This is a genomic window from Hymenobacter piscis (genome assembly GCF_018760735.1).
Lineage (GTDB): Bacteria > Bacteroidota > Bacteroidia > Cytophagales > Hymenobacteraceae > Hymenobacter > Hymenobacter piscis.
In genome coordinates, this window is record NZ_JAHHZN010000002.1 from 304,368 (window position 1) to 320,826 (window position 16,459).

The following is a 16,459-nucleotide window of genomic DNA, read 5'->3' on the forward strand; positions in this document are numbered from 1 at the left end:
ATGGCATCCAGTGTAGCGGCCGCTCCCACCGGCACCCGCGAAAAACCCCGTTTGAGTTTCTGGCAGATCTGGAACATGAGCTTCGGCTTTCTGGGCATCCAGTTCGGCTTTGCGTTGCAGAACGCCAACGTGAGTCGCATTTTTGAAACCCTGGGCGGCACCGAAATAGCGCTCTACTGGCTGGCCGCCCCCCTCACGGGCATGCTGGTGCAGCCGATTATCGGCTACATGTCGGACCGTACCTGGAGCCCAAAGTGGGGGCGGCGGCGGCCGTTTTTCCTGGTGGGGGCCATTCTGGCTTCGCTGGCGCTGCTGGTGATGCCCAACGTGACAGCCCTCTGGATGGCGGTGGGCATGCTCTGGATCATGGATTCGAGCATCAACATCAGCATGGAGCCGTTCCGGGCCCTGGTAGGCGACCTGCTGCCCTCCGAGCAGCGCACCACCGGCTTCGCGGCCCAGACGTTCTTTATTGGCGTGGGTGCCGTGGTGGCCTCGTCGCTGCCCTGGATGTTCACCAACTGGTTTGGCATCAGCAATACGGCCCCGGCCGGCCAGATTCCGCTCTCGGTGAAATACGCCTTCTACATCGGCGGGGCCGTGTTCCTGGCGGCCGTGCTCTGGACGGTGTTCAACACCAAGGAGTACCCGCCCGAGAACCTGGAAGAATTTGAGGAGGAAAAGCGCCGCACGGCCGGCTTCTGGAACGGTATCCGCGAGTCGTTTGCCGGCATTTTCCACATGCCCAAAACCATGGCCCAGCTGGCCATCGTGCAGTTTTTCAGCTGGCTGGCCCTGTTTTCGATGTGGATTTACACTACGCCCGCCGTCACGAGCCACATTTACCACACCACCGATACCACCTCCAAGCTCTACAACGAGGGTGCCGACTGGGTGGGCATCTGCTTCGCGGTCTACAACGGCGTTTCGGCCGTGGCGGCCCTGCTGCTGCCCGTTATTGCCCGGCGCACCAGCCGCCGCGTCACGCACCTGATTTGCCTGGTAGCGGGCGGCCTGGGCCTGATTTCAATCTTCTTTATCCAGGACCCCAAAATGCTGCTGCTCTCGATGGTGGGCGTGGGCATTGCCTGGGCTTCCATTCTGAGCGTGCCCTACGCCATGCTGGCCGGCGCGCTGCCCGCCAACAAAATGGGCTACTACATGGGCGTATTCAACTTCTTCATCGTGATTCCGCAGGTAGTGGCGGGCCTGATTCTGGGCTTTTTCACCCAGAACGTGTTCCACGGCGAAGCGGTGTACACGTTGGTGCTGGGCGGCTGCTCCATGATTATCTCGGGCCTGCTGACCCTGCGCGTACACGACGCCGACGACATCCAGCTCCCTACTGCCGACGCTACTATTCACACCAGCTCGCCCGGCTATGATACCACCGTCGAGTCGGACCCGCGCCTGTAACTGTTGGCAAAAAGAACGTCATCCTGAGCGCAGCGAAGGATCCTCTCACGTCGGAACGGTATCGTACTAACGATGCGTGCTGGCGAGAGAGGATCCTTCGCTGCGCTCAGGATGACGGGTTTTCAGTGCGGCCGTTTACTTAACCAGCCACTGGTAGGCCGGGGTTTCTTCCACGAAGACTGCCAGTTGCAGGCCGTCGAGGGTGGCGGCTTCCAGCTCCCGCAGACGGGCGCTCAGGATATCGGCGTGATAGGGGGTGGTGAAGTAGGCAATACGGCGGGCGGCGGTGGGCAGCGCGGTGCGGAACTCCTGGCGGAAATCGTGCATCACCCAGAGCAGGTCGGCGGGGTCGGCCAGGCCGCGGCTGCGCAGGTCGATCAGCCAGCGGCCCACCTGCTGCTGCCGGGCCAGCGCGAGGGCGGCCTGGTAGCCGGCCCGGTGCTCGGCCGGGGTAGCCGGCCGCGTCCAGCGCATAATCAGCAGCTGCAGATCGGGCCGGTAGGTAATCAGGACGTAGTCGGAAACGGGCACGGCGGTAGGGCAGTAGGGCAGGGGAGAGGCCGAACAAAGATACGGCGGAATCGGGGCCCGCTGATGACGGCTTTCCAGCCCGGGCCCGCCGGAACCGGGCCGGTGCCCCGCTCCCGCAAAGTGCGCCGGCCTTTATGAACACCGGATGATGGCCACCGGCCCATACCGGGCGGGGGCAGCGGGGCGTGCAGCCCACCCGCTGGCGCGTTTGTCCTTCGCGTTGTACCTTCCCACCCCATTCTACACCCTCCATTCCCTATCTCTGTCTGATGACGCGTAACCACTTGTTGCTGTTGGGCCTCGGCGCTGCTCTGTCGGTCCAGCCCACCTTCGCCCAGAAAACCACCTCCGCTGCCCCGGCCGCCACCGCCGTGGGCGGGGCCCGGCTCGTGGAAAAAGTGACCCGGAAGCCCGGTGAGCTGGTTATCCCCTACGAAAAATACGTGCTGCCCAACGGCCTGACGGTAATAGTCACCGAAGACCACTCCGACCCGCTGGTGCACGTGGACGTGACCTACCACGTGGGCTCGGCCCGGGAGCAGATCGGCAAGTCGGGCTTTGCCCACTTCTTCGAGCACATGATGTTCCAGGGTTCCGACAACGTGGGCGACGAGCAGCACTTCAAGCTGGTATCGGCGGCCGGCGGCACGCTCAACGGCACCACCAACCGCGACCGGACCAACTACTTCGAAACCGTCCCCAGCAACCAGCTCGAAACCGCCCTCTGGCTCGAAGCCGACCGCATGGGCTTTCTGCTCGATGCCGTAACGCAGCAGAAGTTTGAGGTGCAGCGCGCCACCGTGAAAAACGAGCGGGGCCAGAACTACGACAACCGTCCCTACGGGCTGGCCTCCGAAAACGTATCCAAAACGCTTTACCCCTACGGCCACCCCTACAGCTGGCTCACCATCGGCTACCTCGAAGACCTGGACCGCTCCAACGTCGACGACCTGAAAAACTTCTTCCTGCGCTGGTACGGGCCCAACAACGCCACCCTCACGGTGGGCGGCGACGTGAAAACCCAGGATGTGCTCCGGCTGGCGGCCAAGTATTTCGGCCCCATTGCCAAAGGCCCCGCCGTAACGGCCCAGAAGCTGCCCGCCCCCAAGCTCAGCCAGGACCGCTACGTGAGCTACCAGGACAACGTGCGCTTCCCCATGCTGCAGATGGTGTTCCCGACGGTGCCCAGCGGCCACCCCGACGAGTACGCCCTCGATGCGCTGGCCGAAATCATCGGGCAGGGCAAGAACTCGTTGCTCTACAAAAACCTCATCAAGCCCCAGCGCGCCATTCAGGCCCAGTCCTACAACTCCACCTCGGAGCTGGCCGGCGAGTTTACCATGGTGGCCCTGCCCTTCCCCGGCAAAGGCCTCGACAGCCTCGAGCTACAGGTGCGCAGCACCCTGGCCGAGTTTGAGAAAACCGGCGCCACGGCCGAGCAGGTGGCCCGCTTCAAGTCAAGCACCGAGGCCCAGGTGGTCAACAGCCTGGCCAGCGTGAGCGGCAAGGTAAGCCAGCTGGCTGCCAACCAGACCTACTACAACAACCCCAACCGCCTGCCCCTGGAGCTGAAGGCGCTGCGGGCCGTGACGCCGGCCGACGTGAACCGCGTCTACAACCAGTACATCAAGGGCAAGCACGCCGTGATTCTGAGCGTGGTGCCGAAAACGGGCGGCATGGCTCCGGCCAAAGCCGATAACTACACGGTTTCCAAGGACGGCTATAAGGCTCCCGACTACGGCTACGCCGGCCTCACCTACGCCAAAGCCACCGACAGCTTCGACCGCAGCAAGCAGCCGGCCGGCGGCAGCAACCCCGTGGTGCAGGTGCCGGAAGTGTGGCAGACCCAGCTCGATAACGGCCTGCGCGTGATGGGCAACCGCAACACCGAGATTCCGACCGTGACGGCTTTGCTCACCATCCGCGGCGGCCACCGCCTCGAGCAGCTCAACCGCAACCAGGCCGGTATTGCCTCGCTCACGGCGGCCCTTATGAACGAGGGCACCGAGAAGTACACGGCGGAGCAGTTCAGCTCGGAGCTCGACAAGCTGGGCAGCACCATCCGGGTGAACTCCGGCAACGACAACACCACGGTGTACGTGCAGACGCTGACCAAGAACCTGCCCGCCACCATGAAGCTGCTGGAAGAGCGCCTGCTGCACCCGCGCTTCGACGAGGCCGACTTCGCCCGCCTCAAAAAGCAGACCCTGGAAGGTATTGCCAACCAGGTCACCCAGCCCGTAGTCATTGCCAACAACACGTTCGACCGGCTGGTGTACAACCCGGTCGACATCATGAGCGTGCCCGGCAGCGGCACCGCGGCCACCGTGGGCAGCATCACGCTCGACGACGTGAAGAAGTTCTACCAGAGCTACTACGCGCCCAACGTGAGCTACCTGGTGGCTACCGGCGACGTAGACCAGGCCACGCTGACCAACCAGCTGAGCTTCCTCAAAGGCTGGGAGCAGAAGCCAATCAGCCTGCCGGCCGGCGAAACGGCCACCCAGCCCGATAAGACGCGCATCTACTTCGTGAACAAGGACGGGGCCGCGCAGTCGGAAATCCGGGTGGGCTACCTCACGCCCCTCACCTACGACGCCACCGGCGACTACTACCGCGCCTACCTGAGCAACTACCTGCTGGGCGGGGCCTTCAACTCGCGCATCAACCTGAACCTGCGCGAGGACAAAGGCTACACCTACGGGGCCCGCTCGGGCTTCCAGGCCACGCGCTACGCCGGCCCCTACACGGCCTCGGCCGGGGTGCGCGCCGATGCCACGGCCGCTTCGGTGAAGGAATTCATGTCGGAAATCCAGAACTACCGCAACGGCATCACCGACGAGGAGCTCCAGTTCCTGCAGGCTTCCATCGGCCAGAGCGACGCGCTCAAGTACGAAACCGGCCAGCAGAAGGCCCTGTTCCTGAGCCGCCTGCTGGAGTACGAGCTGCCCATGGACTACGTGAAGCAGCAGAACGACATCCTCAAAAACCTCAAGAAGGAAGACGTGCAGGGCATCGCCCAGAAGTACCTGCCCGCCGAGCAGATGTACATCGTGGTCGTCGGCGACCGGGCCAAGGCCTTCCCCGGCCTCAACGAGCTGGGTTACGAAGTAGTGGAGCTAGACACGAACGGCACCCGCGTAACCCCTGCCCCGACGCCCACTCCCGCCGCCGGCAGCCTGACCGCACCTATGGAAACCGAGAAGATGAAAGTGGTAACCAAGGACGGCAAGGGCAAAAAGGAGAAGCGCAAGTCCAAGCGCGACAAAGACAAGGACTAACGGTTCTTGCTCTTTGATAAAACCGGCCCGGTTCGCGCAGTGCGGGCCGGGCCGGTTGGCGTTTATTGGCGTTTATCTTTCCGGGGAGTAGCGGCGGAGTAGCCACGCCGGGAACCTGTTGCCCCACCGGGTTTGTCCACTACATGCAGCCGCCGGGCCGAAATACGTATCTTTCCCAGGCCTGAAACGGGTGGCGAAAGAGGCTACTCAACTTTGCATGCGTAGCGCGGTTTGCATGAGCCGTTGCAGGTCAGAAAAAAAGCTGACGGCTTATAGCTGCAGCTAACAGCTTAGGAAGTATATGGTAGTGGAGCAAGACCCCGCAACGACCCGGGCTTTGGATGATGTGCTGGCCCGCCTCGATGCGTTTAAGCGGAAGTTTTACCTGAGCCTGCTGGTGCGCGGGGCCCTGGTGGCCGGCGGCCTGCTGCTGAGCCTGTTTCTGGTGCTCAATCTGCTCGAATACTTCTTGTACCTGCCCACCGGGGTGCGGGCCGGGCTGCTGTTCGGGTTCGTGGGCGGCACCGTCTACGCCTTCCTGCGCTGGATCTGGCAGCCGCTGGCGGCCCTCACGCATCTGCGGCGCATGCTCAGCGACGAGCAGGCCGCCCGCCGGGTGGGGGAGCTCTTCCCCGACGTCCAGGACAAGCTGCTCAACGCCCTCCAGCTGCGGGGCCAGGCCCAGGAGAACGCATTGCTGGCCGCCAGCCTCGAGCAGCGGGCCGGGCAGCTGCGGGGCGTCGAGTTCGCGCGGGGCATTGATATTCAGCGCCAGACCCGGCCGCTGTGGAAGTACGCCGCCGTGCCCGCCGCCGTGGTGGCCGTGCTGCTGCTGGCCTACCCGAGCTTCTTCGTGCAGGGCACCGGCCGGATTCTCCACTACAACCAGCAATACAGTCCGCCCGCACCGTTCCGGTTCGTGGTGGAAAACCAGGACCTGACGGCCTTCCAGGGCGAGGATTTCAGTCTCAGCGTAACGGTGGAAGGCGACGTGCTGCCCAACGAAATCAGCATTCAGTACGAGGGCAAGGAGCGCCGCCTGACCCGCGAAGCCGCGGGCCGCTTCCGCTACGACTTCCGCCAGCTGCGCCAAGACGTGGCTTTCCAGCTCGAAGCGGCCGGGTTTTCGTCGGAGGAATACGACCTGAAGGTGAAGCAGCGGCCCAACCTGCGCGACTTTGCCGTGCGGGCCACGTACCCGGCCTACCTGGGCCGGGCGGCCGAAACCATCCGCAACACCGGCAACCTCACCGTGCCCGAGGGCACGGCCTTGAGCTGGGAGTTCCAGACCGAGGCCACCGACCAGCTGCGCCTGCAATTCCGCGACCCCGCCGAAACTGTGGCCGCCACCCCCGACGAAACCGCCGCCGGCCAGTTCCGCCTGCGCCGCCGCGCCACCCGCTCCCAGACCTACGCCGTGCAGCTGCGCAATGCCGTGAGTCCCAACCGCGACCCGATGGAATACCAGCTGACGGTGATTCCCGACGCGGCGCCCGAAGTCACGCTGGAGAGCTTCCAGGACACCACCGCCCGCCAGTTTCTGGCCCTGGGCGGCAACCTGCGCGACGACTACGGCTTCTCCCGCCTCCAACTTCACTACCGCGTGCTCAGCAAGAGCCGGCCCAACGCCGCCTACCAGGCCCGCGCCCTGCCCCTGGGCCGCGGCCCCAGCCAGAGCTACGCCTACCAGTGGGACGTGCGCAAGCTCAGCCTCAAGCCCGGCGACCGGCTCGAGTACTTCGTGCAGGTCTGGGACAACGACGGCGTGAACGGGGCCAAACCCGGCCGCAGCCGCACCGCCGAGTTCCGCCTGCCTTCGCGCAGTGAGCAGCGCCAGCAGCTGGCCTCCCAGAGCCAGGCCATGCAGAGCCAGATGAGCCAGGCCGCCAAGGAGTCGAAGAAGATGGAGCGCGAGCTGGCCAAGGCCGAGGACAAGCTCAAGGTGAAGCGCGACCTGAGCTTCCAGGACCGCAAGCAGCTCCGGAACATGCTCGACGAGAAGCAGCAGATGGATCAGGCCCTCGATGAGCTCAAGCGCCAGTTCGAGCAGCTTCAGGAACAGCAGAACCAGCTCGACCCGCAAAAGAACGAGCAGTTGGCCGAGAAGGCCAAGGAGCTCCAGAAGCTCATGGACGATTTGCTCGACCCCGAAACCAAGAAGCTCTACGAGGAGCTGCGCAAGCTGCTCGAGCAGCAGCAGGACCAGAACCAGCCCGAGATGCAGAAACTGCTGCAGCAGCTCGAAAACAAGGAAAACACCCTGCAAAAGGAGCTGGAGCGGGCCCTCGAAATGTTCAAGCAGCTCCAGTTCGAGCAGAAGCAGGACCAGGCCCTCGAAAAGCTCCAGCAGCTGGCCCAGGAGCAGCAGCAGCTGGCCGAACAAACTGAGAAGAACGACAAGCAGAATCCCGCTAATCAGAAGGATAGCCAACAACAAAAAACCGAAAACCAAAAACTACAGCAGCAGCAGGCCGAGCAGCAGCAAAAGTTCGAGGAGGTGAAAGAGGACCTCAAGGACCTGAAGGAGATGGACCAGCAGCTCGATGGCCAGAACGGGGCCGACGAGATGAAGCAGGACCAGCAGCAGGTGGACGAGCAGCAGGAGCAGAGCCAGCAGCAGCTGGGCAAAAACCAGAATCAGAAAGCCAGCCAGAGCCAGCGTCAGGCCGCCCAGAAAATGCAGCAGATGGCCCAGAAGATGCAGCAGCAGATGGAGCAGGAGGAGCAGGACCAGCAGCAGCAGAACATCGACGATTTGCGCGACATCCTCGAAAACCTGCTCAAGCTCAGCTTCGACGAGGAAAACCTTATGCAGCAGTTCCGGCAGGTAGACCAGAGCGACCCGCGCTTCGTGCAGCTCGGCCAGACCCAGCGCAAGCTCAAGGACGACGCCCGGGTGGTGCAGGACTCGCTCTACGCCCTGGCCAACCGCGTGTTCCAGATCAAGAGCTTCGTGACCCGGGAGGTGGGCGAGATGAACGGCCGCATGGACGAGGCCCTCGACCAGATCCGGCAGCGCGACGTGGGCCGGGCCACCAGCGCCCAGCAGCAGGCCATGACCAGCATGAACAACCTGGCCCTCATGCTCAACGACGCCCTCCAGCAGATGCAGCAGCAGCAGCGCGAGGGCCAGCAGCAGATGCAGGGCGGGGGCAAGCCGGGCCGCAAGAAGAAGAAGGGCAGCTCCGCCGGCGAAGGCCAGATGGGCCGCATGCAGCAGCAGCTCAACCAGCAGATTCAGCAGCTCCAGCAGAGCGGCAAAACCGGCCGGGCCCTCTCCGAGGAACTGGCCAAGCTGGCCGGCCAGCAGCAGATGCTGCGCCAGGCCCTGCAGGAGCTGGAGCGCATGCAGCAGAAAAGCGGCGGCAAACCCGGTTCCAACCAGGATGGCCAGGGCCAGGACGGCGCCGGCGGCCTCGGCGACGTGAAAAAAATGATGGAACAAACCGAAACCGACCTCGTAAACAAGCGGCTGACGGAACAGACTGTTCTGCGTCAGCGCCAAATCCTTACCCGTTTGCTGGAAGCCGAGAAATCGGCCCGGGAGCGGGACCAGGACGACAAGCGGGAGGCGCAGACGGCCCAGCAACGTCCCCCGGTTTTTCCGCCGGCATTTCAGCAGTACAAACGGCAGCAAAACCGCCAGACCGAACTGCTGCGTATTGTACCCCCGGCGCTTACTCCGTACTATCAGCGGGAAGTGAGTGAATATTTTCAGAAAATAAAATAGCATTCAGCTAATTTTACCTCCCTTACCCGCTGCCCTTCCTTTTTCCCTTTTATGAAGCAGGTCAAAATTCAGATTCCCTCCCTGGTTGAAAATATCCGCGTTGTAGAAAGTTTTATCGACAACTCGAAGGATACATTTCACATCGACGATGACATTTACGGCAACATCATGGTGGCCGTCACGGAAGCCGTGAACAACGCCATTCGCCACGGCAATAAGTTCGACAAGGACAAAAACGTGTTCCTGTCGCTGTTTGTGGAGCCCGACCGCGTGAAGTTTGAAGTGGAGGACGAAGGCACCGGGTTCGACTACGACAACCTGCTCGACCCTACGGCTCCTGAAAACATCGAAAACCCCGGCGGCCGCGGCATCTTCCTGATTCGCCACCTGGCCGACGAGGTGGAATTCACCAAGGACGGCCGCCACGTGCAGCTCACCTTCATGCTGCCCACCACGCCCAACGAGGCGGAGGCCGAGCATTCGACCGCCAACGAAACCATCTAAGTTGCCCGCCGGGCTGCGCTGCCGGCCCGTTTGGGTTTCCTGCTGTTAGTACCTTCTTTGCCTGCTGCCCTCATGAGCGACCTGCCAACTGAGCACGATGATTTGGAAAATGAGGGCTTCGAAGCTGAATCGCACGGCATCGAGTTCCTGGTGGAGGACGTGGAGTTTGAGCTGGCCGATGCCCAGGACCTGACGTCCTGGATTGAGCGCGTGGCGGAAGTGCATGAGCACGAAATCGTGCAGCTCACTTACATTTTCTGCTCCGACGAATACCTGCACAAGGTAAACGTGGAGTACCTCGACCACGACACGTACACCGACGTCATCACGTTCGACAACGCCGACGACGCCGACCTCATCGAGGGCGACATCTTTATTTCCGTGGACCGGGTGCGCGAAAACGCCCAGACCCACGGCGTGAGCTTCCGCGATGAGCTGCACCGCGTCATGATTCACGGCGTGCTCCACCTGCTGGGTTACGCCGACAAGGACCTACTCAGCCAGACCGCCATGCGCAAAAAGGAAGACGACTGCCTTTCGCTGCGCACGTTTTAGGCGCTTACCGCCTTGTTTTTTTCCAGAGACGCCCGCCGAAACGTGGGCGTTTTTGGTGTCCGATGAATTAAAAAAGAACCTCATTCCGAGCTTGCCGAGGAATCTCGCGTGCTGATGTTGCCAGAGTAATTCAACGTCAGCACGCGAGATTCCTCGGCAAGCTCGGAATGACGTTTTCTTTTCGGAATGACGTTTTATCCGCTAAATCATTCCTCTACCCGCCTGAAATGCCTATGTCCGCTACGCCGCCACCTATCCGCATTATTCCCGGCGAGGCCCTGGATTTCTACCTGGGCCAGGGGTATTACCGGATGCACCAGGACCTGTTTACCTGCCGGTTTCTGCCTATCAATGAGCAGCTGTACACCGTGCACTGGCTGCGTCTGCGCCTGGCCGATGTGGTGTACGGTCCCACCCAGCGCCGCCTGCTGCGCCTGAACGCGCCGTTTTCGGTGCGGCTGCGGCCGTTTGAGCTGACGGCCGAGGTGGAGGAGCTCTATGCCCGCTACCGCCGCAGCATCAATTTCGATGCCCCCGATACGGTCGAGGCCTTCCTGCTGGCCGGCGCCACCCATAACGTGTTCCGGACCGAGGTGCTGGAAGTGCGCGACGAGGGCCGGCTAATTGCGGCCGGCATCTTCGACCGGGGCGCCCGCACCCTGGCCGGCATCATGAACTTCTACGACCCCACCTACCGCAAAAACAGCCTGGGCAAGTACCTGATGCTGCTCAAGCTGGAGCACGCCCGCCGCTGCGGCCACACCTACTACTACCCCGGCTACCTCGTCAACGACTACCCCAAATTCGACTACAAGCTATTTCCCTGCCTGACTGCCACGGAGGTGTTCGACTGCCGGCGCAGCATGTGGCAGCCCTTCGACTGGGAGGCGGTGCGGGAGCAATCCGCTGAGCTGCTGGCCGGTTGGGGAGAGGAGGAGGCAGCAGAGGAAGAACCCGAATAAGCTCCGGCGGCGCGCAAAGAAGCGGCCGAGTGCGTATCTTTGCGCACGTTTTGAGCGGGTTGGGGCCGCCGGGAAGCCCGGTTTTTTCTGACGCTACGCCGGCCCGAGGCAGGCGTTTTCTGTTTATCCGGAGCGCCAACAGCCCGGCAAGGCAACGCCAAGCAAAGGCTTGGCGCCTCGTTGAACGACTACCGGACGAAACCGTGTTCAATCCGGGCCGGGCCCGCGCTTGGGCTCCATTACCCGCGAAATCCGACTAATCCGCCTAAATCCGCGAATTCATGTTTCAGCAAGAAAAGTACGACGTCATTGTAGTAGGAGCCGGGCACGCCGGCTGCGAGGCCGCCGCCGCGGCCGCCAACATGGGCTCCAAAGTCCTGCTGGTGACGATGAACATGAACACCATCGCGCAGATGTCGTGCAACCCGGCCATGGGCGGGGTGGCCAAGGGCCAGATTGTGCGCGAGGTAGACGCGCTGGGCGGCCAGTCGGGCCTCATCACCGACAAAACCATGATTCAGTTCCGGATGCTGAACCGCTCCAAAGGCCCCGCCATGTGGAGCCCCCGGGCGCAGTCGGACCGGATGCGCTTTGCCGAGGAGTGGCGCATGACGCTGGAGCAGACGCCCAACGTGGATTTCTGGCAGGAAGCCGTCACGGGCCTCGTGGTGGAAGACGGCGTGTGCGTGGGCGTGAAAACCCAGCTTGGCATCGAGTTCCGGGGCAAGTCGGTGGTGCTTACCAACGGCACGTTCCTGAACGGCCTCATCCACATCGGCGAAAAGCAGTTTGGCGGCGGCCGCGCGGCCGAGAAGGGCAGCACCGGCATCACGGAGCAGCTGATTGAGTTGGGCTTCGAAGCCGGCCGCATGAAAACCGGCACCCCGCCCCGCGTGGACGGCCGCAGCCTGGACTACAGCAAAATGGAGGAACAGGCCGGCGACGCTGAGCCCAGCAAGTTTTCGTACCTCGACACGCCCGCGCTGCGCAACCAGCGCCCGTGCTACATCACCTACACCAACTCCGAAGTCCACGAAATCCTGAAGGAGGGCTTCGAGAAGTCGCCGATGTTCCAGGGCCGCATCAAGGGCCTGGGGCCGCGCTACTGCCCGAGCGTGGAAGACAAAATCAACCGCTTCGCCGACAAGGACCGCCACCAGATTTTTGTGGAGCCGGAAGGTTGGAGCACGGTGGAAGTGTACGTGAACGGCTTCAGCTCTTCGCTGCCCGAGGACGTGCAGTACCGCGCCCTGCGCAAAATTGCCGGCTTCGAAAACGCCAAGATGTTCCGCCCCGGCTACGCCATCGAGTACGACTTCTTCCCGCCGACGCAGCTCCAGCTCACCCTGGAAACCAAGCTGATCCAGAACCTGTACTTCGCGGGCCAGATCAACGGCACCACCGGCTACGAGGAGGCCGCCTGCCAGGGCCTGATGGCCGGTATCAACGCCCACAACAAGGTGCACGGCAAGGCGCCCTTCGTGCTCAAGCGCAGCGAAGCCTATATCGGGGTGCTCATCGACGACCTCGTGAACAAAGGCACCGACGAGCCCTACCGCATGTTCACGAGCCGCGCCGAGCACCGCCTGCTGCTGCGCCAGGACAACGCCGACCTGCGCCTCACGCCCCTGGGCTACGAGCTGGGTTTGGCCTCGGAGGAGCGCATGCAGCTGGTGCGCGAAAAGGAGCAGCAGACCAAGGAAGTAGCCAAGCTGCTGAAGAACTTCGGCATCGAGGCCCAGGACATTAATCCCTGGCTCACGGAAATCGGCTCGGCCGTTATCAGCGAGAAAACCCGCGCCGTGAACCTGCTGCGCCGCCCCGGCATTGATTTGCCGGCCCTGGCCCGCGTGCTGCCCGAGCTCACCCTGGCCCTGGCCCCGTACCGCCCCGACGCGCTGGAGCAGGCCGAAATTCTGGTGAAGTACGAGGCCTACCTGGAGAAAGAGCACCAGCAGGCCGCCCGCGTGCAGGAGCTGGAAAACTTCGTCATCCAAGGCCGCCTCGACTACACCGCCATGCCCGCCCTCTCGCACGAAGCCCGCGAAAAGCTGCTCAGGATCCAGCCCGAAACCCTGGGCCAGGCCTCGCGCATCAGCGGCGTTTCACCGGCGGATGTATCGGTGCTGATGGTGTATCTGGGGCGGTAGGATGGTGTCATCCTGAGCAACCAGAACGTCATTCCGAGCGGAGCGAGGAATCTCGCCCGAGGCTAACTGTCATTCCGAGTGCAGCGAGGAATCTCGCGTGCTGAGGTTGGATTACTACTCCTGTATCAGCACGCGAGATTCCTCGCTCCGCTCGGAATGACGTTCTGATGGAATGACGTTCTTACTTATGACGTTCCTGTTACCCAAACCGGCCGCAGAATCTTCCAGGTTCTGCGGCCGGTTTGGTTTCGTACTTTCGTGGTGCGCATTGCGGGTCCGGCCGGCCGGCTGTTGCAATCTGCGTCATCAACCTAATCAGCGAGCATCTGTGATTTACGAGCGTTTGGAGAAGTGCCCGGTTTGCGGCAAAACGGAGTTTCGCAACAAGCTGGTGGTCGAGGATAAATCCGTCAGCAAGGAGAGCTTCGCCATTCAGCAGTGCGAGGCCTGCACGTTCCAGTTCACCAACCCCCGCCCCGACGCCGCCCACATCGGCCGCTATTACGAGTCGGATGAGTACGTATCGCACAACAGTGGGGCCGGGGGGATTATCAACCAGGCGTACAAGGTGGCGCGGGTTTTCACCATGCGCCGCAAGGTGGCCCTGGTGAACAAGCTGGCCACTAAAGGAAAGCTGTTCGATTACGGCTGCGGCACGGGCCATTTCCTGGCCGCCGCTAAGGCCGACGGCTGGCAGGTAGCCGGCTGGGAGCCCAACGCCCGGGCCCGGGAGGAAGCCAGCCGGCGCGTGGGCCAGCCCGTAGGCACCGAAAGCCTGGTGCAGTACCAGCAAGCTTCCTTCGAGGCCATTACGCTCTGGCACGTGCTCGAACACGTTCACGAGCTGAACGATACCCTCCAGCAGCTCATCCGGCTATTGAAGCCCGGCGGCACCCTGCTGGTGGCCGTGCCCAACGTGGACAGCCTCGACGCCCAGCACTACCGCCAGGACTGGGCCGCCTACGATGTGCCCCGGCACCTGTACCACTTCAGCCCCAAAACCATGAAGCAACTGCTTAAAAAGCATAAAATGCAGGTGACGCAGGTGCTGCCCATGCCCCTGGATGCTTACTATGTGAGCATGCTCAGTGAGAAGCACCGGGCCGAGCGGGGCGGCGGCATGCTGTCGGTGCTCAAGGCCGGCTACAAATCCAACCAGTACGCGGCCCGGCACGAGGGCCAGTACAGCAGCCTGATTTACGTGGCCCACAAGCGGTAGCCGGTGGGGTAGGGGAGGGGTTTTGGTCCTCCGGATGAGGAAGCTGGCCCGTTGCCCGGCCGTCGGCATACCTGTTTGCGGGGCGGCCAGCGTTAGGGTTTGTACCTTCGGCCCCGGCCCAGCCAACGGCTTCAGGAGTGTCCTCGGACTACTTCCCGGGCTGCGCAATTCCATCATCCGCAACATCCGCGATGCGCTTTCTTTTCTTCCTGACTACCGCGGCGGCGGGCCTGAGTGGCTGCGCGGCCATCAGCTCGCCCGAGGGCGGTACCCGCGACACGACGCCGCCCAAGCTGGTGAGCACTACGCCCGCCAACGGGTCCCGCAACGTGAGCGGCCAGAGCGTACGGCTGGAGTTCTCGGAGCAGGTGCAGGTGAAGGATCTGGCCAAAAACCTCATCGTGGCCCCGCTGCTCGACGCCGATAACCCCTACAAACTGCGCGAAGACCGCACGGCCGTTACCCTCACCTTCGAGAAGCCCTTCGCTCCGAACACAACCTACTCGTTTAACTTCGGGGAAGCCATCAGTGACATCACTGAGAGCAACAAGGCCGCTAACGCCCGGGTGAGCTTCAGCACCGGCCCCGAGCTGGACTCGGCCGCGGTGCGGGGCACGGTGGTGGGCGTGCTCAGCCAGCAGCCGGCCGAGAACGTATCGGTGGTGCTTTATCCTGAAGCCGACACGGCCAACATCCGCCGCGGCCGGCCCTATTACCTGGCCCGCACCGACAAAGAAGGCCGCTTCGAGCTCAATTACCTCAAGGCCGGCCGCTACCGCGCCTACGCCCTGGCCGACAAGAATCAGAACAACCGCTACGAGGAGCCCGAGCTCATTGGCTACCTGCCCGACCTGCTCACGGTCGGCCCCGGCGGCGGCCCCGACAGCCTGCGCTTCCTGCTCACCCGCCCCGATACCCGCCGCCCGCTCGTGACGGCCCAGAAAGCCAGCCCCACCGACCTGCGGGTGAGCTACAGCGAAGGGCTGACTCAGGCCGTACTCACCCCCCTGGGGGCGGCGGCGGCCCCCGCTGCCCTCAACGAAGCCGTGCAACTCACCGAGCGCGGCCGCACGGTGGTACTCTTCCGGACGCCGGATCTGACCGAAGGGCGCTACCTGCTGGCCGCCACCGACAGCGCCGGCAACCCCGGCCGCGACACGCTGACGGTAAAGTTCGCCGAAGCGCCGAAAGTAACGCCCAAACCGGCTCCGAAATACACGGTGGCCGGCAGCCCCCGGGAAGTGTATCGCCAGGGCCAGGTGCAGTTTGAGTTCTCCGAACCGCTGCGCCTCGTGCCCGGTAAGCCCATCGGCACGCTGGTAGAAGACTCCCTGAAGCGCCGTCCCCTGCGCCTGCCCCAGGACGGCTCCCTTAGTCCCGACCGCACCACCTTGGCCCTGAACCTGAATACCAGCGCCCGTAAAACCGTCACCTTTATTCTCGACAGCGCGGTGGTCCGCGGTGTTACGGGCCAGTCCCTGGGGTTGAAACCGCTGAAATTGCCCGTCGTGGAGCAAACCACCACCGGCACGCTCAGCGGCCCCGTGCAGACTACGGCCAAACGCTACTGGGTGCAGCTGCTGGATGAGCGCGGCCAGGTGCAGCAAACCCTCGACAGTCCCCAAGGCACTTACCGCTTCGATAACCTGCCCCCCGGAACGTACCGCCTGCGCGTGCTCCTGGACCAGAATCAGGACGGGCGCTGGCAGGGCGGTGCCCCCGACCTGCGCACGCCACCCGAGCCGGTGTATCTGCTGCCCAAAACCATCCAGATTCGCTCCAACTTTGATAACGTGGAAACCCTGAGCTTCTAGGCAGACCCGGAGCCCGGATCATCCGTTCCGCTGCACAATACCTGCCAGGCCGTTGGGCCGGCAACAGCATGCCTCGGCGTGGTGTTGCCGGCCCAACGGCTTTCTGCGCGCTGGCTTCGGTCGGCCAGGGGCTACGGAAGGAGGTTCCCGCTGCGCACCACCGCTTGGCAGTACGGCATGGCTGCTGGTGGGCCACGGCGCATCCAAGGGTGCTATTCCTGCCCTTACCGTGGCCCGCCCGCCTCGGATGGTAGCCGGCCCAAGGTAGCTGGAGCCGGCCTGACGGGCGGAAAGAGG

10 protein-coding genes are annotated in these 16,459 nt (G+C 63.2%); 9 read left to right on the forward strand and 1 reads right to left on the reverse strand.

Going from position 1 to position 16,459, the window contains the following annotated elements:
• Nucleotides 1-1,416: an MFS transporter gene (locus KLP40_RS03440; RefSeq protein ID WP_215592228.1), complete on the forward strand. Its 1,416-nt coding sequence runs from the start codon at nt 1-3 to the stop codon at nt 1,414-1,416.
• A gap of 135 nt (nt 1,417-1,551) precedes the next feature.
• On the opposite strand, the gene KLP40_RS03445 is transcribed toward KLP40_RS03440, so the two are convergent.
• A complete protein-coding gene (locus KLP40_RS03445) occupies nt 1,552-1,947 on the reverse strand; it encodes a hypothetical protein (protein WP_215592230.1) in 396 nt (131 codons plus the stop codon).
• Between the two features lie 269 nt (nt 1,948-2,216).
• Here KLP40_RS03445 and KLP40_RS03450 point away from each other — a divergent pair, with 269 nt between their 5' ends.
• The 8 genes from KLP40_RS03450 to KLP40_RS03485 all read left to right on the forward strand — a co-directional run bounded on the left by KLP40_RS03450 (nt 2,217) and on the right by KLP40_RS03485 (nt 16,162).
• The gene (locus KLP40_RS03450; RefSeq protein WP_215592232.1) at nt 2,217-5,228 is read left to right on the forward strand and encodes a M16 family metallopeptidase; all 3,012 of its coding nucleotides are present in this window, start codon (nt 2,217-2,219) and stop codon (nt 5,226-5,228) included.
• 301 nt (nt 5,229-5,529) lie between these two features.
• Nucleotides 5,530-8,958, forward strand: coding sequence for a DUF4175 family protein (locus KLP40_RS03455; protein ID WP_215592234.1), 3,429 nt, complete (start codon nt 5,530-5,532; stop codon nt 8,956-8,958).
• A gap of 51 nt (nt 8,959-9,009) precedes the next feature.
• The gene (locus KLP40_RS03460; protein WP_215592236.1) at nt 9,010-9,462 is read left to right on the forward strand and encodes an ATP-binding protein; all 453 of its coding nucleotides are present in this window, start codon (nt 9,010-9,012) and stop codon (nt 9,460-9,462) included.
• Nucleotides 9,463-9,534: 72 nt separating this feature from the next.
• The gene (gene ybeY / locus KLP40_RS03465; RefSeq protein ID WP_215592334.1) at nt 9,535-10,017 is read left to right on the forward strand and encodes an rRNA maturation RNase YbeY; all 483 of its coding nucleotides are present in this window, start codon (nt 9,535-9,537) and stop codon (nt 10,015-10,017) included.
• A 227-nt stretch (nt 10,018-10,244) separates the two neighbouring features.
• Entirely contained in the window at nt 10,245-10,979 is a 735-nt protein-coding gene (locus KLP40_RS03470) for a GNAT family N-acetyltransferase (protein ID WP_394369970.1), read from the forward strand.
• A 281-nt stretch (nt 10,980-11,260) separates the two neighbouring features.
• The gene (gene mnmG, locus KLP40_RS03475) at nt 11,261-13,129 is read left to right on the forward strand and encodes a tRNA uridine-5-carboxymethylaminomethyl(34) synthesis enzyme MnmG (protein WP_215592237.1); all 1,869 of its coding nucleotides are present in this window, start codon (nt 11,261-11,263) and stop codon (nt 13,127-13,129) included.
• Nucleotides 13,130-13,457: 328 nt separating this feature from the next.
• Complete coding sequence (locus tag KLP40_RS03480; RefSeq protein ID WP_215592238.1) at nt 13,458-14,348, forward strand: class I SAM-dependent methyltransferase; 891 nt, start codon at nt 13,458-13,460, stop codon at nt 14,346-14,348.
• A 191-nt stretch (nt 14,349-14,539) separates the two neighbouring features.
• Nucleotides 14,540-16,162, forward strand: coding sequence for an Ig-like domain-containing domain (locus tag KLP40_RS03485; RefSeq protein ID WP_215592239.1), 1,623 nt, complete (start codon nt 14,540-14,542; stop codon nt 16,160-16,162).
• Nucleotides 16,163-16,459 lie beyond the last annotated feature (297 nt).

Bases quoted from the DNA above. Each gene is read 5' to 3' on its own strand.
- mnmG (WP_215592237.1), top strand. From the start codon at position 11,261: ATGTTTCAGCAAGAAAAGTACGACGTCATTGTAGTAGGAGCCGGGCAC.
- KLP40_RS03455 (WP_215592234.1), top strand. From the start codon at position 5,530: ATGGTAGTGGAGCAAGACCCCGCAACGACCCGGGCTTTGGATGATGTG.
- KLP40_RS03460 (WP_215592236.1), top strand. From the start codon at position 9,010: ATGAAGCAGGTCAAAATTCAGATTCCCTCCCTGGTTGAAAATATCCGC.
- KLP40_RS03470 (WP_394369970.1), top strand. From the start codon at position 10,245: ATGCCTATGTCCGCTACGCCGCCACCTATCCGCATTATTCCCGGCGAG.
- ybeY (WP_215592334.1), top strand. From the start codon at position 9,535: ATGAGCGACCTGCCAACTGAGCACGATGATTTGGAAAATGAGGGCTTC.
- KLP40_RS03450 (WP_215592232.1), top strand. From the start codon at position 2,217: ATGACGCGTAACCACTTGTTGCTGTTGGGCCTCGGCGCTGCTCTGTCG.
- KLP40_RS03440 (WP_215592228.1), top strand. From the start codon at position 1: ATGGCATCCAGTGTAGCGGCCGCTCCCACCGGCACCCGCGAAAAACCC.
- KLP40_RS03485 (WP_215592239.1), top strand. From the start codon at position 14,540: ATGCGCTTTCTTTTCTTCCTGACTACCGCGGCGGCGGGCCTGAGTGGC.